The 25,296-nt window shown below is 32.9% G+C and carries 26 protein-coding genes, 3 pseudogenes and 1 riboswitch; of the genes and pseudogenes, 13 read left to right on the top strand and 16 right to left on the bottom strand.

What is annotated here, in order from left to right; translation table 11 throughout:
* Positions 1-195 precede the first annotated feature (195 nt).
* From guaA to xpt, 4 genes are all read right to left on the bottom strand, one after another.
* Complete coding sequence (gene guaA / locus BDW31_RS11435; protein ID WP_053025270.1) at positions 196-1,737, bottom strand: glutamine-hydrolyzing GMP synthase; 1,542 nt, start codon at positions 1,735-1,737, stop codon at positions 196-198.
* 173 nt (positions 1,738-1,910) lie between these two features.
* Entirely contained in the window at positions 1,911-3,377 is a 1,467-nt protein-coding gene (gene guaB / locus BDW31_RS11430) for an IMP dehydrogenase (RefSeq protein WP_053025269.1), read from the bottom strand.
* 38 nt (positions 3,378-3,415) lie between these two features.
* Complete coding sequence (gene pbuX, locus BDW31_RS11425) at positions 3,416-4,684, bottom strand: xanthine permease PbuX (protein WP_053025268.1); 1,269 nt, start codon at positions 4,682-4,684, stop codon at positions 3,416-3,418.
* Positions 4,681-5,262, bottom strand: a complete 582-nt coding sequence (gene xpt / locus BDW31_RS11420; protein WP_053025267.1) for a xanthine phosphoribosyltransferase — start codon at positions 5,260-5,262, stop codon at positions 4,681-4,683. The genes pbuX and xpt overlap by 4 nt, the downstream gene beginning before the upstream one ends.
* A gap of 257 nt (positions 5,263-5,519) precedes the next feature.
* Positions 5,520-5,622, bottom strand: a riboswitch (purine riboswitch).
* A gap of 217 nt (positions 5,623-5,839) precedes the next feature.
* Here xpt and BDW31_RS11415 point away from each other — a divergent pair.
* The 4 genes and pseudogenes from BDW31_RS11415 to BDW31_RS11400 all read left to right on the top strand — a co-directional run bounded on the left by BDW31_RS11415 (position 5,840) and on the right by BDW31_RS11400 (position 9,510).
* A complete protein-coding gene (locus BDW31_RS11415) occupies positions 5,840-6,247 on the top strand; it encodes a general stress protein (RefSeq protein WP_053025266.1) in 408 nt (135 codons plus the stop codon).
* A 148-nt stretch (positions 6,248-6,395) separates the two neighbouring features.
* On the top strand, positions 6,396-7,064 hold the full coding sequence (locus BDW31_RS11410) for a hypothetical protein (RefSeq protein WP_053025265.1): 669 nt from the start codon (positions 6,396-6,398) through the stop codon (positions 7,062-7,064).
* A 118-nt stretch (positions 7,065-7,182) separates the two neighbouring features.
* Positions 7,183-7,681, top strand: a pseudogene (locus BDW31_RS11405) (DNA-binding protein); the annotation flags it as partial.
* Between the two features lie 440 nt (positions 7,682-8,121).
* Positions 8,122-9,510, top strand: a complete 1,389-nt coding sequence (locus tag BDW31_RS11400; protein ID WP_053025263.1) for an L-cystine transporter — start codon at positions 8,122-8,124, stop codon at positions 9,508-9,510.
* 82 nt (positions 9,511-9,592) lie between these two features.
* Here BDW31_RS11400 and nfsA read toward each other — a convergent pair whose 3' ends face one another.
* The gene (gene nfsA / locus BDW31_RS11395) at positions 9,593-10,348 is read right to left on the bottom strand and encodes an oxygen-insensitive NADPH nitroreductase (protein ID WP_037551777.1); all 756 of its coding nucleotides are present in this window, start codon (positions 10,346-10,348) and stop codon (positions 9,593-9,595) included.
* Between the two features lie 157 nt (positions 10,349-10,505).
* On the opposite strand from nfsA, the gene BDW31_RS11390 reads away from it, so the two are divergent.
* The 4 genes from BDW31_RS11390 to BDW31_RS11375 all read left to right on the top strand — a co-directional run bounded on the left by BDW31_RS11390 (position 10,506) and on the right by BDW31_RS11375 (position 15,037).
* The gene (locus BDW31_RS11390; RefSeq protein WP_053025262.1) at positions 10,506-11,285 is read left to right on the top strand and encodes a 2-keto-4-pentenoate hydratase; all 780 of its coding nucleotides are present in this window, start codon (positions 10,506-10,508) and stop codon (positions 11,283-11,285) included.
* Positions 11,286-11,705: 420 nt separating this feature from the next.
* Positions 11,706-12,275, top strand: coding sequence for an alkyl hydroperoxide reductase subunit C (gene ahpC, locus BDW31_RS11385; RefSeq protein WP_037538531.1), 570 nt, complete (start codon positions 11,706-11,708; stop codon positions 12,273-12,275).
* Positions 12,276-12,289: 14 nt separating this feature from the next.
* Positions 12,290-13,813: an alkyl hydroperoxide reductase subunit F gene (gene ahpF / locus BDW31_RS11380; RefSeq protein ID WP_016931188.1), complete on the top strand. Its 1,524-nt coding sequence runs from the start codon at positions 12,290-12,292 to the stop codon at positions 13,811-13,813.
* A 597-nt stretch (positions 13,814-14,410) separates the two neighbouring features.
* Positions 14,411-15,037, top strand: coding sequence for an NDxxF motif lipoprotein (locus BDW31_RS11375; RefSeq protein WP_053025261.1), 627 nt, complete (start codon positions 14,411-14,413; stop codon positions 15,035-15,037).
* Positions 15,038-15,136: 99 nt separating this feature from the next.
* Here the strand turns inward: BDW31_RS11375 and BDW31_RS11370 are convergent, their stop codons facing one another.
* Entirely contained in the window at positions 15,137-15,715 is a 579-nt protein-coding gene (locus BDW31_RS11370; RefSeq protein WP_053025260.1) for a histidine phosphatase family protein, read from the bottom strand.
* A 23-nt stretch (positions 15,716-15,738) separates the two neighbouring features.
* Positions 15,739-16,368, bottom strand: a complete 630-nt coding sequence (locus BDW31_RS11365) for a LysE family translocator (protein WP_053025259.1) — start codon at positions 16,366-16,368, stop codon at positions 15,739-15,741.
* A gap of 458 nt (positions 16,369-16,826) precedes the next feature.
* Between BDW31_RS11365 and BDW31_RS11360 the strand changes: the two genes are divergently transcribed.
* Entirely contained in the window at positions 16,827-17,060 is a 234-nt protein-coding gene (locus BDW31_RS11360) for a hypothetical protein (RefSeq protein WP_053025258.1), read from the top strand.
* A gap of 57 nt (positions 17,061-17,117) precedes the next feature.
* On the opposite strand, the gene BDW31_RS11355 is transcribed toward BDW31_RS11360, so the two are convergent.
* Positions 17,118-17,366, bottom strand: coding sequence for a GlsB/YeaQ/YmgE family stress response membrane protein (locus BDW31_RS11355; RefSeq protein ID WP_011276862.1), 249 nt, complete (start codon positions 17,364-17,366; stop codon positions 17,118-17,120).
* Between the two features lie 177 nt (positions 17,367-17,543).
* Complete coding sequence (locus BDW31_RS11350; protein ID WP_053025257.1) at positions 17,544-18,293, bottom strand: amidohydrolase family protein; 750 nt, start codon at positions 18,291-18,293, stop codon at positions 17,544-17,546.
* 212 nt (positions 18,294-18,505) lie between these two features.
* On the opposite strand from BDW31_RS11350, the gene BDW31_RS11345 reads away from it, so the two are divergent.
* Positions 18,506-18,763 (top strand): hypothetical protein, encoded by a 258-nt coding sequence (locus tag BDW31_RS11345; protein ID WP_011276864.1) that lies wholly within the window; start codon positions 18,506-18,508, stop codon positions 18,761-18,763.
* 203 nt (positions 18,764-18,966) lie between these two features.
* Positions 18,967-20,043, top strand: coding sequence for an Ltp family lipoprotein (locus tag BDW31_RS11340; RefSeq protein ID WP_053025256.1), 1,077 nt, complete (start codon positions 18,967-18,969; stop codon positions 20,041-20,043).
* Positions 20,044-20,260: 217 nt separating this feature from the next.
* Here BDW31_RS11340 and rpsR read toward each other — a convergent pair whose 3' ends face one another.
* The 3 genes from rpsR to rpsF are packed head-to-tail and all read right to left on the bottom strand — an operon-like array spanning position 20,261 to position 21,381.
* A complete protein-coding gene (gene rpsR, locus BDW31_RS11335) occupies positions 20,261-20,503 on the bottom strand; it encodes a 30S ribosomal protein S18 (protein WP_002447994.1) in 243 nt (80 codons plus the stop codon).
* A 47-nt stretch (positions 20,504-20,550) separates the two neighbouring features.
* Complete coding sequence (gene ssb / locus BDW31_RS11330) at positions 20,551-21,063, bottom strand: single-stranded DNA-binding protein (RefSeq protein WP_011276866.1); 513 nt, start codon at positions 21,061-21,063, stop codon at positions 20,551-20,553.
* Positions 21,064-21,084: 21 nt separating this feature from the next.
* The gene (rpsF, locus tag BDW31_RS11325) at positions 21,085-21,381 is read right to left on the bottom strand and encodes a 30S ribosomal protein S6 (RefSeq protein ID WP_011276867.1); all 297 of its coding nucleotides are present in this window, start codon (positions 21,379-21,381) and stop codon (positions 21,085-21,087) included.
* 290 nt (positions 21,382-21,671) lie between these two features.
* On the opposite strand from rpsF, the gene BDW31_RS11320 reads away from it, so the two are divergent.
* Positions 21,672-22,478 (top strand): glycoside hydrolase family 25 protein, encoded by an 807-nt coding sequence (locus tag BDW31_RS11320; protein ID WP_053025255.1) that lies wholly within the window; start codon positions 21,672-21,674, stop codon positions 22,476-22,478.
* 65 nt (positions 22,479-22,543) lie between these two features.
* Entirely contained in the window at positions 22,544-22,735 is a 192-nt protein-coding gene (locus tag BDW31_RS11315; RefSeq protein ID WP_011276869.1) for a hypothetical protein, read from the top strand.
* Positions 22,736-22,876: 141 nt separating this feature from the next.
* On the opposite strand, the gene ychF is transcribed toward BDW31_RS11315, so the two are convergent.
* From ychF to BDW31_RS11295, 4 genes and pseudogenes are all read right to left on the bottom strand, one after another.
* Positions 22,877-23,974, bottom strand: coding sequence for a redox-regulated ATPase YchF (gene ychF, locus BDW31_RS11310; RefSeq protein ID WP_053019363.1), 1,098 nt, complete (start codon positions 23,972-23,974; stop codon positions 22,877-22,879).
* 11 nt (positions 23,975-23,985) lie between these two features.
* Positions 23,986-24,189: a DUF951 domain-containing protein gene (locus BDW31_RS11305; protein WP_011276871.1), complete on the bottom strand. Its 204-nt coding sequence runs from the start codon at positions 24,187-24,189 to the stop codon at positions 23,986-23,988.
* 21 nt (positions 24,190-24,210) lie between these two features.
* Positions 24,211-24,957 (bottom strand): annotated as a pseudogene (locus tag BDW31_RS11300) (mechanosensitive ion channel family protein); the annotation flags it as partial.
* A gap of 60 nt (positions 24,958-25,017) precedes the next feature.
* Positions 25,018-25,296, bottom strand: a pseudogene (locus BDW31_RS11295) (IS6-like element IS257 family transposase); the annotation flags it as partial.

The raw sequence follows: 25,296 nt of genomic DNA, 5'->3' as shown, positions 1-25,296 counted from the left end.
CGACTATTTGCCTCAACAACAAAAAAAGAGATTAAACAACCTAAGGTTGCTTAATCTCAATATTTGGACTCATCAGTCCGATTTGACGTAGAGCCAAATTAATTTAATATGCCCTTTTTCCGCCCTTTTTAATTTAAAAATCATAAAAAACAACCTCTTAAGCCTATGCCTAAGAGGTTTCTTCATTTTATGTTATTATTCCCACTCTATAGTGCTTGGTGGCTTAGAAGTGATGTCATAGACTACGCGGTTAACGTGGTCTACTTCGTTTACGATACGACTTGAGATTTTTTGTAGGACTTCCCAATCAATGCGGGCGAAGTCACTTGTCATACCGTCAATAGATGTAACTGCACGAATACCTACAGTATGATCATACGTACGATAGTCTCCCATAACACCTACAGATTGAATGCCAGGAAGTACTGTGAAATATTGCCAAATGTCTCTCTCAAGACCTTCCTCACGCACAACTTCACGTAAAATCGCATCTGATTCTCGTACGATTTCTAATTTATCTTCAGTAATTTCACCTAATACACGGATTCCTAAACCTGGACCTGGGAAAGGCTGTCTCCACACTAAATGTTCAGGAATGCCTAATTCTATACCTAATGCACGCACTTCATCTTTAAATAACGTGTTAATCGGCTCAATAAGTTCAAATTCCATATCTTCAGGTAATCCACCTACGTTATGGTGAGATTTGATAGTTTGTGCAGTTTTAGTACCTGATTCGATGACATCAGTGTAAAGCGTACCTTGTGCTAAGAAATCAACGTCAGTTAATTTTGCCGCTTCATCATCAAACACATATACAAATTCATTACCAATAATTTTACGTTTTTGTTCTGGATCAGATACACCTTTTAATTTATCCATGAAACGTTCCTGTGCGTTCACACGAATAATATTCATATCGAAACCTTCACCAAATTGTTCCATAACCATGTCACCTTCGCCTTTACGAAGTAAACCATGGTCAACAAAGATACATGTCAATTGATCGCCAATCGCTTTATGTAATAAGACAGCTACAACTGATGAGTCTACGCCCCCGCTCATCGCACATAATACTTTGCGATCTCCAACGCGTTTACGGATTTTTTCAACTTCGATATCGATAAAGTTTTCCATTGTCCATTCGCCTGTGCATTCACACACACGGCGTACGAAGTTTCTTAATAAATCATTACCGTATTCTGTATGACGTACTTCAGGGTGGAATTGAACACCGTAAATTCGGCGTTCTTTGTCTTCAATTGCTGCATAACTTGTACTTGGACTATCCGCAATCACTTCAAATCCGTCTGGAATTTCAATTACTTTATCAGAATGACTCATCCATACAGTTTGTTCAGCTGGTAACCCAAAGAATAACTCATCTGATTTTGCATTAATAATTGCTTTACCATACTCACGTTCATTAGCGCGCTCAACTTTTCCACCTAAAAGTTTAGTCGTCAACTGCATACCATAACAAATACCTAGTACAGGAATGCCTAAATTATAAATTTCAGGGTCGATAGTGAATGAACCTTCCTCATATACTGAATTCGGACCACCTGAAAGAATAATACCTTTAGGATTCATACGTTTAATTTCATCAACCGAAATTTCGTGATCATGTAATTCACTGTATACGCCCATTTCACGAATACGACGCGTAATCAATTGATTGTACTGACTACCAAAGTCTAAGACAAGAATCAACTCTTGCTCTTGAGCCATTTCCATAATTGTGAATCTCCTTTTAATTGAATTTTATGTAAATAATAGAGAGACACTTCCCACAATGCATTGCTTTTAGATTTTTCTTAAAAGTGAACAACCTCTATGACAATCACATTTAAAATGAAAAGTGCTCCCCATTCTTTCTAACAAATTGACTTCATCACACTTGATTTAAATTAAAATGAATAGTTTGGTGATTCTTTTGTAATTTGTACGTTATGTGGATGGCTTTCTGCTAAACCAGCAGGGCCCATACGTGTGAATTGTGCTTCATCACGTAGTGTTTTCAAATCAGATGAACCTGTATAACCCATACCAGCTCTTACGCCACCCATAAGTTGATAAATTGTATCTTGTAAAGGACCTTTATATGCAGTACGTCCTTCAATACCTTCAGGAACAAATTTTCTAGGCGTTTTGTCTTCTTGGAAGTAACGGTCGTTTGACCCTTTTTCCATAGCGCCTAAAGAACCCATACCACGGTAAACTTTATATTGTCTGCCTTGGAATACTTCAGTTGCGCCTGGGCTTTCTTCAGTACCAGCTAATAAGCTTCCTAACATTACTGCATGTCCACCAGCAGCTAATGCTTTAATAATGTCACCAGAGAATTTAATACCACCATCCGCTATGATTGCTTTACCAAATTTACGAGCTTCAGTAGCACAATCATAAATCGCAGTAATTTGAGGCACACCTACACCAGCTACGACACGTGTTGTACAAATTGATCCTGGTCCAATACCAACTTTAACGACGTCAGCACCAGCTTCAAACAATGCACGTGTAGCTTCAGCAGTGGCTACGTTACCAGCTACGATTGTAATCTCTGGATATTTTTCTTTCATTTTTTTAACTTCTTGAATAACGCCACTAGAGTGACCATGTGCTGTATCGATAATTAATGCATCTACGCCAGCTTCGACTAATTTTTGAGCACGAATTTCTGTATCTTTAGATGTACCGATAGCTGCAGCAGCTAGTAAACGTCCATGTGCATCTTTCGCTGCATGAGGGAATTCAAGCACCTTTTCAATATCTTTAATTGTAATTAAACCTTCTAAACGACCATTTTCAACTAAAGGTAGTTTTTCAATTTTGTGTTCTTGAAGAATTGTTTCGGCTTCATCTAATGTAGTACCTACAGGAGCTGTAATTAAGTTTTCTTTAGTCATAACGTCAGAAATTTTGATTGAAAAGTCTTCAATAAAACGTAAATCACGATTAGTTAGAATACCTACTAGCTCTCTTGATTCTTTATCACTAACAATTGGTACACCTGAAATACGATATTTACCCATTAAAGCTTCTGCTTCATACACACTTTCGTCTGGCGTTAAGTAGAATGGGTTTGTAATTACACCGTTTTCTGAGCGTTTAACTTTTTGCACTTCTTCAGCTTGCTCTTCGATGCCCATATTCTTATGAATGACACCTAGACCACCTTGACGTGCCATTGCGATTGCCATTTTAGACTCAGTTACTGTATCCATACCAGCTGATATAACTGGAATATTTAATTTAATTCGTTCTGATAATTCAACACTAAGATCCGCATCACTAGGTAACACATCTGATGCAGCTGGAATTAATAAAACATCGTCAAACGTTAAAGATTCTTTAGCAAACTTATTTTCCCACATTGATAATACAGCCTCCATTTTTTAAATAGTTATTTCTATTATTTCACATTTTCTTCGCTTTGTTTATACTTTAGACCATTAAAAAAGAAATTAAGAATAATTGCTGAAATAGCACCTAGTACAATGCCATTTTGAGTTAGCCAAGCAAATTGCTCACCTAACGCTTTAAATGCTTGAGGTACTGCACTAATGCCTGTACCTAAACCTACGGATACTGCAATAATTAGTAAATTATTTTGATTTTTAAAATCAATATGTCCTAAAATGCTAACACCATAAGCCATAACCATACCAAACATTGCAATCATTGCACCGCCTAATACAGGTAATGGGATGATATTAGCTAATGCACCTAATTTAGGAATACAACCACATATTAAAAGTAAAATAACCATGCCGTAAATGACATTGTTTTTCTTAGCACCTGATAAAGATACTAGTCCAACATTTTGAGAGTATGCCGTATAAGGAAATGAGTTAAAAATTGATCCTAATACAATAGCAAGACCTTCCGCAGTGTAACCTTTACGAAAATCTTTTCTTTCCAACTTTTTACCAGTAATTTCATTTAGTGCATGATATACACCTGTCGATTCTATTAAACTTACGATGGCTACAATTGTAAATACAAGTATCGCACCTAAATCAAAACCAAAACCAGAAAAACGAAATGGTTGAGGTATTCCTAACCAATGGGCTTCTCCCACTTGCTTAACATCTACTAAGCCAAGCACATTTGCCAATATTGTACCTGCAACTAGTCCGATTAAAATCGCAATGGATTTTAAGAACCCCTTCGTAAATCTTTGTAAAATAAGAATAATGACTAATGTAGCGCCTCCTAAAATTAAATTTTTAGGATTTCCATAGTCTTTAGCACCTTCTCCACCAGCTAAATAATTCATTGCTACTGGCATTAAATTAATTCCTATAATTGTAACCACACTTCCAGTTACGACAGGTGGAAAGAATTTAACTAAATAAGAGAAGAATGGTGCAATAATAACAACTAAAATACCTGATACAAACAATGAACCATATAGCACATCCAAGCCCTTCGTTTGACCGATTAAAATCATAGGTGCTACCGCAGTAAATGTACATCCTAGTACAATGGGTAATCCTGTACCTGTAACTTTGTTAGCTTGTAAAAATGTTGCTACACCACACATAAAAACATCCACTGTGACTAAATACGCAATTTGTTCCGGCGTAAATTTAAGACTGGTACCAACAATAATTGGTACTAATATCGCTCCGGCATACATTGCTAATAAGTGTTGTAAACTTAAAATGAACGTCTTCATTCATTTTCACCTAGTAGTGTCACTTGGTTTCCTTTTAATGAAGCCACTTTACATAATGAAGAAACGTGTAAACCTGCCTCTTCTAATCTTTGTCTACCATCTTGGAAACTCTTTTCAACAACAATACCAATACCAACCGTTTTAGCTTTAGCTTGTTGCGCAATATCATATAACCCAAGTGAAGCATCACCGTTGGCTAAGAAATCATCAATAATTAAAACCGTATCATTCTCATTTAGAAATTCTTCCGAAACAATAACCGTACTTGTTTTATTCTTTGTAAAAGAATGAATATCGGTACTATAAAAGCCATCTTTCAACGTACTTGGTTTAGCCTTTTTAGCAAATAAACAAGGAACATCAAAATGTAAAGATGCCATAATAGCTGGAGCAATGCCTGAAGCCTCGATTGTCAAGATCTTTGTGACACCTTTATCTTTAAATTGCTCATAAAATGTTTTGCCTACTTCATGCATCAATTTTGCATCGATTTGATGATTTAAAAAACCATCCACTTTCAATATTTTTTCGTCAATTACTACGCCATCTTCTTTGACTTTCTGTCTAAGCGATTCCACGTCAAAACCTCCTAAATTTGTATACAAAAAAAGCCTCAAACTTTGCGAAAAAGTTTCAGGATCCATGAGCGTACAGGCAATACATAGTATTTTGAAATTTCAAGAAGCCGTATATTTAAATGTATTCTTCTTCAAACACTTTATAATTTTAAATTTGTTTTACCTCATAGGATGAAGTGGGTGAATATACAACCTCCAAAGCTAAACAACTTTTATATAGTATTCTAGATAGCTATTTAAATAAAACTTGCTCTTTTATGTATTGAGTCTGAACTCATAGTCATGTCGTTTGTGGCAACATGGTAGAAACTTCTAAAGCCATATTCTTTAGATTATATGAGTAATATAAATTATTTAACGATAATAGCAAACTTTTGCTTTATTTTCAATATGATAGAAATTGTTACAAGCCCTTTCATAATAATATTTTCAAGTGTAAGCGTTTAACTAAATATTGTTCATCACTATTTGTAAACCATTCTTAATTAATTATATAATAACTATAGTTGAGTTTTATAAATATTCTTAAGGGTATATTTTTATTAAAAGTAGGACGAAAAGATGGAGGGCGATTAATATGGCAGATTTTACCGTATTAGACAAGCAAGATGAGATTTATAATGTTATTGATAAGAAAAAAGCTGAAGGATACTCAGAAAATGAATTAGTCGTTGTAAGTAAAAGTAAATTACATTTAGATGATTTACATGATTCTCAAGTTACTTTAATTGCTACAAGTGGTTCTTTTAGTGACCGTATGTCTAAATTATTAACTGGTGAGGGTGGCGAAGAAACCGTTTTAGCTCGTTATGAATTATCTGAAGAGCAAACAGAAAAATACAAAAAAGATATTTTAGATGGTAAATTTTTAGTAATTGCCAACAAAGATAACTCTTCACACGACGAAGTTGAGGAAAATAACTCAGCTTATGAAGAAATTGATATTACACATTATGCAAACGAATCTAAAGGTCCTAAATCATAATCAATATTCATTTTAAACTTTGAGACCGTGAAATGAACGTAGTTTTAAGTTCATTTTACGGTTTTTTTCAATCTCAATATCTTTTTAACAATGACGTCAAAATGTTTAAATATGCTATACTTAAACAAACTATCGTGGGGGTGACATAATGAATTTTCACGTAATTCAATCAATAAAAGATGAATATTATGACAAGGCAATCACTTTTTATAATCAACAATTAGATGTGAATTTCTATGAAGATAGCTATATTATTGAAAGATCCTTAAAAAATAATAAGACCGAAAATGATTACGCATTTCTTGTGGGCATACAAGATGATGAGATTATTAGTTTAGCAACGGCACATTATGAAGCAACAACAAATTCGGCATTTTTAATACATTTAATCGCCAATGATACACCAGATTATGAAGATGTCCTAATTAATACACTTCAAGAAATAGAACATCAATTAAATCAACTTTCTAATAAAGTTCATTCTCGTGATATTAATTTTGTAATGGTGGAAGTTCCTAAGACGAATCATCCATTAAAAGACATCAATCAACAAGCTTTAAGTCAACGCCAACAATTATTATTATCAAACGGCTTTGAACGACAAAGTGAAATTGAATATATACATCCTAACTATTCAAAAATTGACTCGCCTTTTAAAGTAGACTTATTCATTAAATCAAATATAGAAATAACAAAAGATATCTATTCAGCAAGTGTTAAATCAAATTACATTTTAAAATACGTGTTTGCTAACGGCATTTCTCGAGATATTATTTATCCTTTATTAGTCAAAATGAATTTACGCCTACCCCATTAGGAACACTTGAAATGAGCGATATAAAGGGTTAAACTAATATTTGAGGTTAGACTGACGTTTCACTGACAGAAGACAAACGTCAGTGTACATAAATCAAAGAACGAAAGGACTTTCAGCTATGTTAACCAAAGAATTCGCTCAGCGTGTCGAACTAAGTGAAAAACAAGTCCGTAAGATAGTCCAACACTTAGAAGAACGTGGCTATCAACTTAGTAAGACAGAATATCGTGGCCGTGAAGCTACTGACTTTAAAGAAGAAGATATCGAACTTTTCCAAGATATCGCTGAAAAAGTAAAACAAACGAATAGTTATGATTTAGCTTTTGAAGAGCTTGAAAAAGAAAAAGACTTCTTACAAGTGATTGTCAAAGAAGATAATGAACAACTACCTGCTGATCAAGGTGCTACACAATTGGTAGAAGAATTACGCACAGAAATTCAAAAAATGCGCGAAGAACGTCAAATGCTCGGTCAAATGATTAGCCAAGTTCACCAACAACAAACGGAATTAAAAGAACTTCAAAATCAAATCACTGAAAAATTAGATACTCACAATCAATCATTATTGGCTATTCAAAATTCACAAGAAGCCATCCAAACAGCTCAAAAAGAGCAATCTGAATACACTAAAAATAGTTTAGTTAAAGAAATTAATGATAATAATCAACAATCTATCGATACATTAAAAGAAGATATTAAAACACAATCTTCTCTTAATAGACCTAATGATGAGAATAAAGGTTTCTTTGCGAGATTATTTAATTTATAAAGATTTCAATTATTTAATGATTGGTAACAGGACCTATTTGTCGCAATACTAACTCTTTATACAAAGGTGAGACAGAATTCATTTTGAATTCATTGTCTCACCTTTTTTCGTTTCTATAATTAATATGATTAACGATTTAAATCTTTAAATTATTTTAATTCAATTAACTATTGTGTGTTTTCAAAAACTTATAATTTATACTTTTTATTTCAAGCTATTGAAATATAAAATAAATAGTATTATCCTTATTAAGTATGTCGGAATTAGAATATTCAAAGGAGACTAATTATGGGGACTTTTTTTACAGTTATTAATATTGTCGTTATGATATTGTTTTTAATTGGGTTATTCATAATGGCTAAAAAGCACGTCTCATTCCCTAAAAGAGTATTTACCGCATTAGGGTTGGGAATTGTGTTTGGTATAGCGTTACATCTTATTTATGGAGCAAACTCCAAAGTACTTGAAACAACTGCTGACTGGTTTAGTATTGTGGGAGACGGCTATGTGGCTTTGTTACAAATGATTGTAATGCCACTTATATTCATTTCAATTGTGTCAGCATTCAGTAAAATACAAATTGGTGATAAATTCGCTAAAATTGGTACTTATATTTTTATGTTTTTAATTGGTACTGTAGCTATTGCTGCTATAGTAGGAATTTTTTATGCCATTGTATTTGGACTTGATGCCTCAAGCATTGATTTAGGTAGTGCAGAAAACTCAAGAGGAAGCGAAATTAGTAGCCAAGCTAAAGATCTGACTGCTAATACGTTACCACAGCAAATTCTTGAATTATTACCTAGCAATCCATTCTTAGATTTCACTGGTCAGAGAACAACTTCTACAATTGCAGTGGTTATCTTTGCAATCTTTGTAGGATTTGCATATTTACGTGTTGCTCGCAAACAACCAGAAAGTGGCAGTTTGTTAAAACGCGGTATCGATGCTATATACGCATTAGTAATGTCTATCGTTACATTCGTTTTAAGACTAACACCATATGGTATCATCGCGATTATGGCATCTACAATCGCTACGAGTGATTTTCAAGCGATATGGACATTAGGTAAATTTATGATTGCATCTTATGCAGCATTAATCACAATGTACATTATCCATTTAATATTATTAGCAGTAATGGGAATCAATCCAGTGCGTTACGTTAAGAAAACTTTAGAAGTGCTTATATTTGCATTTACTTCTCGCTCAAGCGCTGGCGCATTACCTTTAAACATTCAAACTCAAACACAACGATTAGGTGTACCAGATGGTATCGCTAATTTCTCAGCATCATTCGGTTTATCAATAGGTCAAAATGGTTGTGCGGGTATTTATCCTGCTATGTTAGCCATTATGGTAGCACCAGTTGCAAATGTAGATATTGATTTACCATTTATTCTTACATTAATTGGCGTTGTTATAATCAGTTCATTTGGTGTAGCTGGTGTCGGCGGTGGTGCAACTTTCGCATCTATCTTAGTATTATCAACTTTAAATCTACCAGTTGCACTTGCAGGGGTACTTATTTCAATAGAACCAATTATCGATATGGGACGTACTGCTCTTAACGTTAATGATTCAATATTAGCAGGTACTGGAACTGCAAAACTTACAGGTAATATGGATAAAGATAAATTCAATTCAAATGACTATGGAGATTTATCAACAAATTAATATTTAAAAAAAGCGTAGCTAAAACATTACAATGTTTATTTCGAACAATTGTAACCATTAGCTACGCTTTTTTATTAATAGCTTATTTTTTCATTAATCCAGATTTATTTAGCTCTTCCAACATATCTAAACGTGTTTTACCACTTAAGAACCCAGCAACTTGTTGTGACCATGTTTCTTGACGCTTTCCATTCGTACGTTCTTTATAATACTCACTGATTTTCTCATCATATTTCTGAATAGCTTCTCTTTGTTCTTTAGCATTGCTATTATAAACGTTTTTATGGAATACATGCTCAAACGGTAAACGTGGTTTAGGTGCACCATTTTCATCATCTGCTGGCTCGCCAACAGCCATTCCAAATAATGGAAAAGCATACTCAGGTAAATCTAAAATTTCTTTGACACGCGCAACATCATTTCGTAGTGAACCTAAGTAAACAATACCATAACCCATATCCTCAGCAGCTAAAGCAACATTTTCAGAAACTAATGCCACATCAATAGCTCCTACCAATAATCCTTCTGCCGATTCAAAAGACGTTTGCATATCAAAGTCTACATTTTCATTTATTAAATTATGACGATAATAATCTAAAACAAATACAAATAAATAGCCATTATCGACAACATATGGCTGTCCTGAAACTTCTTTCAATTGTTTTTTAATTTCAGGATCATCTACACCTATAATTGAGTATGTTTGTAAGTAACTTGACGTTGATGCGCTTTGCCCTGCTTCTACTAACTTTTGAACTGTTTCATCACTTAGTGCTTTATCTTTAAATTGTCTCACTGAGTGGTGTTTTTTCATCAAATCGTAAACATAGTCTGACATGGTATCTACTCCTTCAAGTCTATTTATTACATCGTAACAATTTATATTTCATTTTGCTTTTATAAAGGTTTAACTATCTTCCGTAAAACATTTGCATGATAATAGTTTTATAGTTATCATAATAGTAACAATTTTCAGATATTTTAGGAGAGATATCATGAGCCAAGCAAACAAAGAAGTATCAAACGCCTTATTTCAAGCATACATTTCAAAAGAACCTATCGAATTTGTAAGCAAAACATATAATCTAACTGAACCAGAAGCTTACAAAACACAAGACGATCTTATCCATCAAATTCAAGCCGAGAAGAATGTACCTATTAAAGGTTATAAAGTTAGTATGACGAGTGCTGCAACTCAAGCAATTGCTAACACTAATGAACCAGCATACGGTACTATTTTATCTCATCAAGTCGTAGAAAACGGTCATGGTGTGTCTCTTACAACGTTATTTGCACCACTATTAGAGCCTGAAATTATTTTCGAATTAACTGCGGATTTACCTGAAGATGCTGATACACAAACGATATTAGAAAGCGTAAAAGTCGCACCAGGCATCGAAATTCCCGATGCACGTTATAAAGATTGGTTCCCAAATTTCACTTTAGGTGATTTAATTTCTGATAATACAGCTACTGGACTTATTGTGGTTGGTGAACGTATCACACCTCTTGATTACGAGGCATTTGCTGATATTAATTTAAAGTTATTCAAGGATGATAACCAAATTGAAACAGGTCACTCTAGTGAAGTGCTTGGCAACCCAATTGAATCAGTAAAATGGTTAAACAAAAAATTACATTCTCATGGTAAATCATTAAAAAGAGGACAATTTATTTCATCTGGAACCTTCATTTCTCCTTTAAATTTAGAAGAAGGTACTTATACTGCTAACTATGATAGAGTAGGATCTGTCACAGTTAAAGTTATTGATTAACTGACTATTTAAGTTATAAAGAACTAACCCATACATTAGCCATTGTTGAACGGGATATGAAATCTTCATCATTAATGTTGATTTCTATTCCGTCTTTTTAATTATTCATATTATTTATTATCAAAAACATGTGTTTAGTTGAGAATGGAAAAAGTTAATTGATATTCATAAGCACTTTTAAAATAACATTTTCAAAATAAACACTAAAACTTAAACACATATTTACTTTCTCAACATATGATTCAAAAAACCTATTTGAACAATGTTAAATCAACATTTCAATAGTTATAAGTGCATTAAGTTGACGAATAAGAAATAGCATGTAATAATAATATTTAAGAAATTAGAATTATTATAAACAAGCAATAATTATTATGTAGTTCTAATTAATATTCATGATAATCAGGAGGAATTTAAGTTATGTCATTAATCAATAAAGAAATTCTACCATTCACAGCGCAAGCTTATGATCCTAAAAAAGACGAATTCAAAGAAGTAAGCCAAGATGATTTAAAAGGTTCTTGGAGCGTAGTATGTTTCTACCCAGCTGACTTCTCATTCGTATGCCCAACTGAATTAGAAGATTTACAAAACCAATATGATAAATTACAAGACTTAGGTGTAAATGTATTCTCAGTATCAACTGATACTCATTTCGTACACAAAGCTTGGCATGATCATTCAGATGCAATCAGTAAAATCCAATATCAAATGATTGGTGACCCTTCTCAAACAATCACTCGTAATTTTGATGTATTAGATGAAGAAGCTGGTTTAGCTCAACGTGGTACTTTCATCATTGATCCAGACGGCGTTGTTCAAGCAGCTGAAATTAATGCAGATGGTATTGGCCGTGACGCAAGCACATTAGTAAATAAAATCAAAGCCGCTCAATATGTACGTCAACATCCAGGTGAAGTATGCCCAGCTAAATGGGAAGAAGGTTCTGAATCATTACAACCAGGATTAGACTTAGTAGGTAAAATTTAAGGAGGCATTAAAGAATGCTTAATGCTGATTTAAAACAACAATTGCAACAACTTTTAGGACTAATGGAAGGCGATGTAGAATTCAGAGCTAGTATCGGTTCTGACGACAAATCTAAAGAACTTAAAGAACTTTTAGATGAAATCGCTGAAATGTCTGAACATATAACAATCGTAGAAAAAGAATTAAAACGTACACCAAGCTTCTCAGTCAGCAAACCTGATGAAGAAGCTGGCGTAACGTTTGCCGGAATTCCATTAGGTCATGAATTTAATTCTCTTGTATTAGCAATTTTACAAGTAAGTGGTCGTGCACCTAAAGAGAAACAATCAATTATTGATCAAATTAAAGGTTTAGAAGGTAAATACAACTTTGAAACCTACGTTAGTTTGACATGTCAAAAATGTCCTGACGTTGTTCAAGCATTAAATCTAATGAGTGTTGTTAACCCTAATATCACTCATACAATGATTGATGGTTCTGTATTCCGTGAAGAATCAGAAGATATCATGGCTGTCCCAGCTGTATTCTTAGATGGTGAAGAATTTGGCAATGGACGTATGACTATTTCAGATATCTTAACTAAATTAGGCAGTACGCAAGATGCTTCTGAATTTGAAGGTAAAGATCCATATGATGTTTTAATCATCGGTGGTGGTCCAGCTAGTGGTAGTGCCGCAATTTATACGGCTCGTAAAGGACTACGTACAGGTATTATTGCTGACCGTATTGGTGGTCAAGTTAATGATACTGCTGGCATCGAGAACTTTATCACTGTAAAAGAAACAACAGGTTCTCAATTCTCAGCTAATTTAGCTGCTCATATTGAAGAATATGATATTGATACAATGACAGGCATCCGTGCTACTAATATCGAGAAGACAGACCAAGCTATTCGTGTCACACTTGAAAATAATGCAGTTTTAGAAACTAAAACCGCTATTATTTCAACAGGTGCAAGCTGGCGTAAACTTAACATTCCTGGTGAAGATCGTTTAATCAATAAAGGTGTTGCTTTCTGCCCTCACTGTGATGGCCCTTTATTTGAAAACAAAGACGTTGCAGTTATCGGCGGAGGAAACTCTGGTGTTGAAGCTGCTATCGACTTAGCAGGAATTGTTAAACATGTTACTTTATTTGAATATTCATCAGAACTTAAAGCAGACACTGTATTACAAGATCGTTTACGTTCACTATCAAACGTAGATATCCACACTAATGCACGAACTGCTGAAGTATTAGGTGAAGATCATGTAACTGGTATTAGTTACGAAGATTTAAATTCTGGCGAAATGAAAGAATTAAGTTTAGATGGTATCTTCGTTCAAATCGGACTAGTTCCAAATACAAGTTGGATTGGTGATGCAGTAGAACTAAATAACCGTGGCGAAGTTGTTATTGACCGTAATAACAACACAAACGTTCCAGGTATATTTGCTGCTGGTGACGTTACCGATCAGAAAAATAAACAAATTATTATTTCTATGGGTGCAGGTGCCAATGCGGCATTAAATGCATTTGATTATATCATTAGAAATTAATAATCTTTTTAGGATATGTTAGAAGTTTATTTACTTCACATTTATCCATATTAAACACTTAACCTATCAAATATCTTCATTTAAAGCAGAGACGTTTTTTACAAGCGTCTCTGTTTTTTTGTAACTTTCACTTTATCTTTGCTAATCTATGTTTGTACAGTTGGAGGTCACTGTATGTCACGAATCTCTTTCCCTAATTTCAGAAGAACAATTGAGTAATTTGAAGCTACTTGTAAATCCATCATCTCATTACAGTAAAGTCTATACGCTACTTCAATTCGCTTCACAATCCGAAACATTAACACAACTTTACAATGAGATGAGCCAATCTGAAAGAATTTATATTAGTATTTTTTTAAAAATAGTGAATCACTTATACTAATTAATAAGAGAAAATTAAAAAAGTTACCTATGACCCATAAAATCCTAGATAATCTTTTAGCCGATTTACAAACTATGTAACTAGATAAATGCCACAAATTGTTCATAGATGGCTATGAATTTAAGTACTTAACATTCAATTATTTTTCGATAAATGATAATCTATTATTATGTAAAATTATAGTTGCGTTACTAATAAAGGAGATTTATAAACCTATGAAGAAGAATATATTAATAGGTCTCTTTTTATCATTATTACTAACATTAAATGCTTGTGCACCTGAGGATGATAATGATACAACAGACCATCATAGTAATGGCGTTAATGCACCAAAACACGCTAAAAATTTAACAGAAAGTGATATTTTCACTTCAAATAAAGAGAACCAAAAACTTAGCGAAGATGAAATGAATAAAGCCATTAAAAAATATTTAGATGTTAATAGAGATATTTTAGATAATAAATACGTGATGCAAAGTCAAATTGACCGACAAAGCACAGGACAAACAAGAGTCACTGATAAACAAGCTAAAAAGCTGAGCAAATTATCAAACTTAGCTGTTAAAAATGATTTACATTTCAAAAAATTCGTTAAAAACAATACCTTACCTTCTGGGTATAAGGAAAACACGGAGCGTATTATTAATTATTTCCACGCCTTAAATAGCACAATCGCAGATGTAGATAAGAGCATTGAGCAGCTTAATTATGAACCACAAAATACAATTAACGTTGTCGATGTGCCTACACATTATGCAGGTGATGTAAATGGTAAACAACAAGATAAAATTCAAAAATTCCTAGACGATAAAAATATTAAATCTGACGTTTTAGATAAATAAAATGTTGTGACTGACATACTTTTCTAGGCACATAAAAATCCAAACCGTTAAAATATGCGGTTTGGATTTTTGCGTGTTAATTAATTGTTATTATACATTTTATACTTCTAAAAAGTATGGTTTACAATTTTCGACATTGTAATCTAATGCTTCTTCTTCACCAATTACATTGAAATATGCAAATATACAACGAATAACTACTTGATGTGCTACGATTACAATTGTTTCATCGTCACTCATATTCATTTGTCCAAAGAATTGATGAACTCTATTATATACATCTCTATAACTTTCACCCATAGGCGCTTTTTGAGTGAAACTATGACGAAAATCTTTATATTCAGGATCGTTAAAGTAACGATGATATTGTGCATCTTGCATTAACTTATCTTTATACTCATCTTCAAATACTCCTAAAGAACGTTCTCGAAGCAATGAAGTGATAGTAGAAGGTATGTCATAAGGAAAGATATAACGATAGGTTTCCTGTGTTCGAGTTAAATCAGATATATAAACATGATCAATATGTTTGTCTTTAAAGTAGCTTTCCAAATTTTTTGCTCCTTCAATACCTTTCTTGGTTAATGGCACATCTAATTGGCCACAGAAATAAGCTCGATTATGTTTATTATCATAATTTGATTGTGATTCTCCATGTCTCACTAAATATAATTTCATATACTACAATCCTTTACTGAAATTTAACTACTCTTGCTTAATAATAAATTAATTGATAATCCTATTAAAATAAAACCTACAGTATAATCAAATATAGCTTTTACTTTAGGCTGACTGAATAATAATTTAATATATTGAAATACAAATACACAGAATAAAAACCAAATTAAGATAATCATAATGACTGCTAAAGATAAAATGGCTACTTGTGATTTCACTTCAATTCCGCCAGTTGACAAAAATTGCGGTAAAACACTCACATAATAAAGTAACGCTTTAGGGTTCAAAATTGTGCTTAGAAAGCCTTGTCGATATGAGGTAAAACAACTCACATCATTGACTTTAATACCACCCGTATTAAAGTTCATCGACTGACGAGCTGAACGAATACTTTGTACGCCTAGATAAATCAGATAACAGGCACCTAGAATTTTTATAATCAAAAATACGTAATATAAACTTGTAAGAATATATATAATTCCCAATACAGCTAACGATGAATAAATGATATGAGCAGAGGTAATACCTAAAGCTGCCATAGAACCATTTAGTTTGCCCGAATGGATTGTGTTTTTCATGACAATCAAAAAGTCTGGACCAGGCACAATGATAATAAGTAGCGTAATAGTAATAAACGTTATTATTCCATCCATATATACACCCTCTTGAATAAAATATTATAAACATTATGCCATAACTTATATAAATATGTAAGTCTACGCGTAGTCTAAATGTTAATAAGCAACACAATCATTTTAAGTTTAATAAATAACTTAAATATAACTTTTTACAAATATTAGTACTAAACGGAATTTTTTTATATTTTAAGCACTTTTTATTGTCATTATGGTAGGTAACATGGTAGTATTAGGGTGTAGTTAAATAATAACTACAAAGTCTTTTATATTCATGAACATAATACTCCTGGGTGACGCCTTAACCCGACGTCACCCTCTTTTTATGCCCAATTTTAGCTACTTTTAAACTATAACCCCCTCAAAAAGATAAGTGAAATGATAATCATTAACATTTAAGTAAAATTACTGTCATCATGCATTTTTACATGCTACATTATAACTAAGTAATCACACTTATTGGAGGGGAATCAATAATGGAATTACTATGTTATAAAATGGTAAACGACGAACTCATGGCAACTGTTAAATCGGATCACGGACATATATTTAGGTATTCATTTAAAATTGAAACGCCTGAGTATGAAATTCTGGAAGTATTAGAAGAAGTTAATAAGCACGTTGATAATGGTAGACATCCCTTAGGATGCGAGATTATAAAGAACTATGATTTTGAAGATATTCAAAACCATCAGGCTTTAATTAATTAAAATTTCATTAAACTAAAAAAGAGAGCTACTATTAAAGTAGCTCTCTTAATATTGCTATTATTTTCTAAGTGCTTTTAAAATTAAAGAAACAACGAAAATAACAATAATTGCACCGATTAGTGCTGGAATGATTGGTACGCCACCCCATACAGGTCCCCAAGTACCTAACAATTTACTACCTACAGCTGAACCGATTAAACCAGCGATGATGTTACCGATGATACCACCTGGGATATCTTTACCCATGATCATACCGGCAACCCAGCCGATTAATCCTCCGACTATTAACATAACAATAAAGCCCATATTCAGAACTCTCCTCACATCTTCTATTTTTATATACTTCTTATATATACCACGCATCAACATGAATAAACATTAGTATATAATTTTATTATATTTTTATTTAAACTTATATCAAATCTCATTATAAAAATTATGGATAATTTATATATTCGTTTTCCACTACTACAAATTCGATTTTCATTCTGAAATTCTGTAAAATTTTAATGCATTTTTATAAAAGATCTTCTCTTGTGTCTCTTCATCAAAATGCTTTTGAATTAACTCAATATCTCGTTCACTAAAAGGACGCTTTGCTCGCGTGGAAGGTAAATCTGTACCAAACATAATGGCATCAGGATTAATGTCAATCAGTTCCTTAATGGCTGCAATAGGCTCAACTTCTATACGTCCAAATCCTGTTGCTTTAACATAAACACCTTGTTTGACTAATGCTTTTAAATCTTCAAAACCCTCTACGGTCAAGCCAAGATGATCGATTGATACTTTAGGTAACGAACTTATAATTTCTTTATAGTCTTTTAATTGTTTGGATTCAATATATATTTCAGAATGCCAGCCAACTAAATCATAGACTCTTTGTGCAAACGTCTTAATAAGCGCTATATCTTCAGACCCACCACGTTTAACATTAAATCGAATACCTCTAACTCCTTCATCATTTAATCGAAGAATTTCATCATCAGATGTAGATGCAGGTAGCTGCGTTATCCCAACAAATTGACCCTGAAGTTGATTTAAAGCTGATATTAAATAATCTTGGTCAAATCCTTGAAATGACCCTGATACAATTGCGCCACCAACAACATTTAATTGCTGAGTATGATTTAAATAGTCATTAACCTTAAATGATGGAGGCATATAGCCGTTATTTTCCTTCACCGGAAAATCATAATCAATGATATGAAAATGCGAATCAAATAGTTTCATTATAAATTTCCCCTACATTTATATTTCTTGAAATAAAGATAACATAATTAATATTTATCAGCTAAAAGACTTGATAATTATTGTGAACAAGACTAGTATAGTTAAATAACTTAGGTTGTATATAAAAGACTCAAATTATTTACTTATACTTAATGAATTGGAAAGTAAGTAAAAACAATTTAAATTCAAACTTTTTTAGGAGGTTATGTTTCATGAGTTCACATACACTTTTTAATTTAAGAACTAAACGAAATCTTGAAATTAACGAATTAACAGAATTAATTAATAAAAAATATGGTACACATTATGAACCCCATCAATTATGGGAATGGGAAAATCATCAACATGAACCTAAGTTTAAAGATGCAATGATTCTCGCAGACTTCTTTGACACACCTTATCAAATGTTAGTCGAAAGTAAATACAAAGAATATCAACAGCAAATTGACGATATCGATATTCGTTTATAATTTCTATTAAATGCCTGTCATACTATATATTTAGTGTATGACAGGCTTTTTTATCATAATTTTCTTTTTAAATAAAATTAATTGCGATATAATGACTTGAATTTAAATTAATGTCACAAAATAAATTTTATAGCTATTGTATGTAAATTTTAATTTATGTATGATTGTAATTAGTGTTAACCAACTACAAGGAGGATATTTTAATGGCATTTAATGAAGAGCCACCAAATAATACCAATTCATCCCAAGAACAATCACAAGAAAACAATATACATAATCAAGATAAAAATGAAAATGTGAGTAATAATGAAAGTACTCAAAACGATGATTCCAATAGTTCTAATAAAGGGAAATATTGGCTTATTGGATGCGGCGCCGGTTGTGGCTGTCTAGTTATTTTAATTATATTAGTACTAGCAGCTTGTGTGATTTTTATGAAAGTCTCAGACTCAATTTCATCAAGTGATAGTGAAAATGCAACACATGAATCCAAACAAGAAGGTAAAGGTAACTCTCGTAAAGCTGGCGGGAATGATAAAGAAGAAGCTTTGCAACGTGCTGAAACTTATGCTAAATCGATGTACATGTCTAAAAAAGGTATCTATAACCAATTGACTTCTAGTAGTGGTGATAAATTTAATTCTAGTACAGCTAAATATGCCGTTAATCATTTAAAAGATGTAGATTATAAGGAAAATGCGTTAAAAACTGCAGAAGAAAGTAGTGATAACTTACATTTTTCGAAAAAAGAACTAACTGATTATCTTAAAAATGATGAAAATTCAGGTCAATTTACTAGTGAACAAGTAGATTATGCAATGAAGCATGCAAAAATTGACTATAAAGAAAATGCGTTAGAAACAGCAAAACATATCAGTGACCAATCTTATTCTTCAAAATCGCAACTTGAAGACGAACTTACGTCTAAAGATGGGCGTCAATTTACGAAAGATGAAGCAGATTACGCAATGAAACATTTGAAGACGGATTTTAAAAAGAATGCATTAAAAAATGCCCAACGATATATGCAAGACTCTATCGAATCAAAAAGTGAACTTTATAATAAGTTAGTAGAATACGACGATTTCACAGAAGATGAAGCAAAATATGCTGCCGATAATGTAAAAGTAGACTACAAAGAGAATGCACTAGAAAGAGCCAAATCTTTATCTAAGAATGGCGATACTTCTAAATCAGATATTAAGGATATGTTGTCTTCTAAAGATGGTTTCAAATTCACTGAAGAAGAAGCACAGTATGCCGTTGATCATTTAAAATAATGATTTAATGACAATAAAATATTAGTATTTATAATATTAAATCCCCTTCAAGCTAAATTATCAATTTAGTATTGGTGGGGATTTTTTGTGTAGTACTACTAAGTGCTTTATGTAAAATTATTATTATATCCCTTTTCTATCCTTTTCCTAAAATTCAAAGCACAAAAAAATAACCCCATAAGCCTTAAGCCTACGGGGTTTAACTAATACCTATATATTAGTTTTCGTCTTTAACATATGGTAATAAAGCCATATGACGAGCACGTTTGATAGCTGTAGTCAACATACGTTGATATTTAGCTGAAGTACCAGTTACACGACGTGGTAAAATTTTACCGCGTTCTGAGATAAAACGTTTTAATAATTCAGTGTCTTTATAGTCAATGTGTGTAATACCATTTGCTGTGAAATAGCATACTTTTTTACGACGACGTCCGCCTCTTCTTGGTCCACCTGCCATGGTTAATTACCTCCTTTGGAATATTTTTTTATACGTTCATTTTGTTATTAGAATGGTAAGTCATCATCACTAATATCAATCGGTCCGTTTGCGTTTGCAAATGGATTATCAGATTGTTTATTATTTGATGAATTATTATTATTGTAAGACGTATTTTGTCCTGATTGTTGACCACCAAATCCTTGACCGTAGTCTTGGAAATCATTGTTATTACTTTGATTACGTTGGCCACCTTGAGCATTTTTAGGTTCAAGGAATTGAACACTATCTGCTACAACTTCAGTAACAAAGATACGACGACCTTCTTGATTTTCATAACTGCGTGATTGTATGCGACCATCAACGCCAGCTAGACTACCTTTGAATAAATAATTATTCACATTCTCTGCTTGTCTTCTAAATACAACAACATTGATGAAGTCAGCTTCGCGTTCCCCTTGAGCATTCGTGAAAGTACGATTAACTGCTAGAGTAAATGTCGCTACACTTACGCCTGAGGGAGTGGTTCTGTATTCTGGATCTTTAGTTAAACGACCTACTAATACAACTCTGTTTATCATTAAAACGCCCCCATTAATTTATTACTTATCTTGGTCTTCACGGATAACGATATAACGGATGATATCGTCACTGATTTTAGCTAAACGTTGGAATTCGTCTGTAGCTCTGTTGTTATCAGTTTTAATGCGTACGATATTATAGAAACCTTCTTTGAAATCTTCAATTTCATAAGCAAGACGGCGTTTACCCCAGTCTTTTTCTTCTAAAACTTCTGATCCTTCTGAAGCTAAGATACCGTTGAAGCGTTCAACAACTGCTTTTTTAGCATCTTCTTCAATGTTTGGACGTACGACATACATAATTTCATATGTTCTCATTTTATACTTGCACCTCCTTGTGGTCTATGCGGCCTATCGAATATTAACGATAAGCAAGGAATAATTTTCATTACTCACAATCAAGAATTATAGCACAGAGTATTACTTTTTACAATATATTTTATTCAGCATCTGTCCCGCTAATTTACATTGTTCATAACCTTATTTTTCTACATATGTATCGTGTCAATTATAAAGTTGCGAATCATTAGTTTTTGTACTAACATCACAACTGTATTTTGCATATTAATATTATTTTAAAAAAATAAAATATCTAAAGGAGCGCTCCAATGTTCAAGAAAACAACATCATCTATTGCATGTTTAACTATTATGGCAACTTCTATAGGTGCGATAAATGCAAACGCTTCTGAACAAACTGAAGGTAGCCAAAAAGGAACGATGGGGTATGGATATCAAAAATATCTAAAAAATCATCCCAATGAACAAAACAACGCTACTAGTAACCGTTCAACCTTTTCAACAAAATCTAAAGCAATCACAACACAAAATGGTGATCGTGTGTTAGATATTTCAGAATGGCAAGGAAACTTAACGGATGCACAAGTTAAACAACTAAAGCATGATTATGATTTCATCATTATCAGAGGTCAATATGGTTCAGAATATGTTGATCAATGTTTGGAGAATAATTCAACTTTATTAGATAAAAATAATATGAAATTCGGCGTCTATTCATATAGCCTGTATAAAAATGCTGATGATGCTCGAAATGAAGCTCAAACGCTTTATAGTCGTGCACCTAAAGCTTCATTCTATGTAAATGATTTTGAACAAAATTCAATCACTTCTGGTGATGCTGACACTGCTACAAAAGCTTGGGCTGATGAAATGAAACAACTTGCAGGGAATAAAAAAGTATTATTTTATTCTTATGAGAACTTTATGACCAACAACGTTCCGAATGCTGTAAGTTCCTATGATGGTTATTGGTTAGCAGCTTATCAAACGCAAGAACCTAATAGAGAGAAAGTTTTATGGCAATACACAGATAGTTACTATGCCCCTGAGCTAAACCAAAACGTTGATGCGAATTACTTAGATGCGAATGTTACTGCTGATTGGTTTACTAGTTAAAAAATTTATACATAGCACTTTATTTTTACGAACACTTGTTCTATAATATAGTCGAGGTGTAAAACATGCAATTAGATTTAGATTGGAATAAAGATTTTCAAGAATTTCAAGAAGTCTTAAATTGCGGTATCAATCCAGAATGGTTATATTGTGCGAAAGCCAATATGATTCTAGAACCTGCTTACACTGGAGAAGGTAAACAGTTTTTTAGCACCAAAGATATTATTGAAGCAAGTAAAGTTATACCGTTCTTTTAAGATATAATGAAATAAACAATATAAAAAAGCAATGTAAGTCTCCTGTCACTCAAGCCAAGCGAAACTTACATTGCTTTTTATTTTTTTATCAAATATTTAATTTTTACTATGCATATCGCTATAAATAATTAGATGTGATTATTAAACGTTAAATCTAAAGTGTACGATATCGCCATCTTGCATAATGTATTCTTTACCTTCTAAACGTTGTTTACCCGCTTCTTTAGCACCTTGTTCGCCACCATGCTCAACATAGTCATCATAACTTGTCACTTCGGCACGGATAAATCCACGTTCAAAGTCAGTGTGAATAATACCTGCACATTGTGGTGCTGTCATACCTTGTCTGAATGTCCAAGCACGCACTTCTTGTACACCTGCAGTAAAGTATGTTGATAAACCCAATAAATCATATGTTGTTCTGATAAGTACGTCTAGTCCTGGTTCCTCAATGCCTAAATCTTCTAAGAACATTTCTCTATCTTCGTCATCTAATGTAGCGATTTCTTCTTCGATTTTTGCACTAATAACGATAACTTCAGAATCTTCTTTCGTTGCATATTCTCGAATTGCTTTTACTTTATCGTTATCTTCATCACCAATCTCGTCTTCTCCAACATTGGCAATATATAACATTTTCTTAGACGTTAGTAATTGTGCTTGGTTAACGTATCTTTGATCTTCTTCATTGAAGTCTAAGCTACGTACAGGATCACCATTTTCAAGTGCTTCTTTGATTCTAGACAGAATTCTCATTTCCATTTCAGCAGTTTTATCTTTTTGACGCGCCATTTTTTCAATTCGAGGCAAACGTTTCTCAACAGATTCTAAGTCTGCTAATACTAATTCCATATTAATAACTTCAATATCATCTAAAGGATTTACGCGTCCTGATACGTGCGTTACATTTTCATCATCAAATGCACGTACAACTTGGCAAATTGCATCTACTTCACGAATATGTGAAAGGAATTTGTTTCCTAATCCTTCACCTTTAGAAGCACCTTTTACAATACCTGCAATATCAGTAAACTCAAAAGTTGTAGGAATAGTTTTTTTAGGTTCAACCATTTCTGTTAATTTATTTAAACGTGAATCTGGCACCTCTACGATACCTACGTTTGGATCAATTGTTGCGAATGGATAGTTAGCGGCTAACGCTCCCGCTTTAGTTATTGCATTAAATAATGTAGATTTACCTACGTTCGGTAATCCTACGATTCCTGCTGTTAAAGCCATTAATCATTCTCCTAACCTTCAGTATCTTGATTTGATACTAATATTTTCTTTAATTTTTTATTGAACGTTTGACGTGGAATCATAATACTTCGTTGGCAATTCTCACATTTGATGCGAATATCAGCACCCATACGAATAATTTTAAATCGATTAGTTCCACATGCATGTTGCTTTTTCATCTCTACTATATCATTTATTCCATAATTTGACGTCATGAAATTACCCCTCAATAATAATTAAGATTTTCCTTGTTGATTATTATTTTTAATATAAATTGGTTGTGGTAATTTAATACCTTCTTGAACAAATACTCTTTGAATTTCTTTACGTAATATTCTTGAGCCGGATGCACCTTCACCTGGAATGGTTTCAGCAGATATTCTAAACGTTACTTTAGTTTCATCCAATGAATCAATACCTTCTACGACTGGATCAGTGATAAATAAGTAATATTTACTGCGCATTGCAGTAAATAGTTTATTTAGACGCTTTTCTACCTTGTCTAAGTTTTCTTCTACAGATACCGGAATTTCTACTATAGAGAAACCATTGGTAATAGAGAAATTAGTAATTTCTCCCATACTACCATTTGGTAAAATCGTTAATTCACCAGTGATTGTGTTAATTCGCGTTGATCTTAAGCCAATAGATTTTACTGTTCCTTCTGCTACTGTTGTACCACCGCTATTGATTTTAACATAGTCCCCAACATCAAATTGATTTTCAAATATAATAAAGAAACCAGTTATGATATCTTTAACAATCGTTTGAGCACCGAAACCAACCGCTAAACCGACGACACCGGCACTAGCGATGATACCTTCAACACTAATTCCAAATTTACTTAAGATAGTAGTAATCACAATGAACCAAACAATGTAGCTCACTACGTTTTGCACAAGAGAAATAAGCGTTCGAGAACGTTTCTTATTGCCTTTGCTACTGCGATTTTGAATTTTAAATGCTTGTTCAATTACTTTGTTTGGTTCTGTTGCAAAGTAAAAAAATATAGCTAACCACTAATTTATCATGTCAGTGTTCGCTTAACTTGCTAGCATGATGCTAATTTCGTGGTATGGCGAAAATCCGTAGATCTGAAGAGACCTGCGGTTCTTTTTATATAGAGCGTAAATACATTCAATACCTTTTAAAGTATTCTTTGCTGTATTGATACTTTGATACCTTGTCTTTCTTACTTTAATATGACGGTGATCTTGCTCAATGAGGTTATTCAGATATTTCGATGTACAATGACAGTCAGGTTTAAGTTTAAAAGCTTTAATTACTTTAGCCATTGCTACCTTCGTTGAAGGTGCCTGATC

Origin of the sequence: Staphylococcus sp. AtHG25, assembly GCF_003217445.1 — a bacterium.
GTDB classification, from domain to species: Bacteria; Bacillota; Bacilli; order Staphylococcales; family Staphylococcaceae; genus Staphylococcus; species Staphylococcus haemolyticus.
The sequence above is the reverse complement of the archived record's forward strand: the minus strand, read 5'-3'. Positions and strand labels throughout refer to the sequence as shown.